The organism is Neisseria sicca 4320 (assembly GCF_000193735.1).
Taxonomy (GTDB): domain Bacteria; phylum Pseudomonadota; class Gammaproteobacteria; order Burkholderiales; family Neisseriaceae; genus Neisseria; species Neisseria sicca_E.
In genome coordinates this window covers 1-925 of record NZ_AEPF01000082.1, presented here as the reverse complement: position 1 = coordinate 925, position 925 = coordinate 1, and the positions used below count along the sequence as shown (strand labels likewise).

The 925-nt window shown below is 36.3% G+C and carries 2 protein-coding genes; both read left to right on the top strand.

Annotated elements, in window-relative coordinates:
- On the top strand, positions 1-417 hold a 417-nt coding region (locus tag NSCA4_RS0108500; protein WP_016687735.1), incomplete at its 5' end, for a toxin C-terminal domain-containing protein.
- A 5-nt stretch (positions 418-422) separates the two neighbouring features.
- Positions 423-800 carry an immunity 41 family protein gene (locus NSCA4_RS0108495; protein WP_016687734.1) on the top strand — a complete coding sequence of 126 codons (378 nt, stop codon included), beginning with the start codon at positions 423-425 and terminating at the stop codon, positions 798-800.
- The last annotated feature ends 125 nt before the right edge of the window (positions 801-925 follow it).

Sequence of the window (925 nt, the reverse complement as noted above, 5' to 3'; positions counted from 1 at the left end):
CATTCCGAAAGCGGGGCGGAGCCGACCGTTCAAAGCGTTACCGTCAAACAAGAACCGCTGCAAGCCTACAATCTGACCGTTGCCGACTGGCATACTTACTTCGTCAAGGGTGATAAGGCGGAAACGGAAGGGGTTTGGGTTCATAATGAGTGTCCACCAAGAAAAACACCATCTACCCCCGTATATCGGAATGATTCAGAAGCATATGCAGCAGCAAAGGAATTGGGATATAGAAAAATAAAAGAAAGAACGAGAAATGATGCTGCCATTTTTAAAAAAGGAAATAGTTATATCAGTCGCGATAAGGACGGACACAACGGAGGAGCTTGGAAAGAGGCATCTTCACCCGAAAAGCTGAACAAAAAAGAAACAAGAAATGGCACATTTGATAAAAATCTAAATCGTATTGGAGATTAATTATTATGTGTAAGTTAAGCAACTTCAAAAGAAATATTCCTTGTTTTGAGGAATATGACGAAAATTCATTTATTGGCAAATGGTATGATGATGGGGTGTGGGATGATGAAGAATATTGGAAGTTGGAGAATGATTTAATTGAGGTTAGAAAAAAATATCCTTATCCAATGGATATACCAAGATATGTTGTAATTGGAATTTGTACCATTATTGATTTTTTAATGGTTCCGAATTGGAAGGTTTTCGAAATTAAAGCTTCCCCTTGGCTATCTGATGGTGTAGAAATCAATGAACGTTATGAAAGATTCAGAACAATACTTCGTTATATTTTTACTGATATAGATATAGATAACATGAAATTTGATTATTTCAATAAAACATAGTAAATGTAGATTGAGGTGAAACCCAACAATCAAAAGGTCGTCTGAAACTGTGTTTAATTTTCAGACGACCTTTCCTTCATTTGAAACAGAGGATATTGAGAACTGAGTTCTTCAAAAATCCTACA

What these genes read in the sequence shown, in the direction of transcription:
- NSCA4_RS0108495 (WP_016687734.1), top strand. Translation starts at nt 423, where the DNA reads ATGTGTAAGTTAAGCAACTTCAAAAGAAATATTCCTTGTTTTGAGGAA.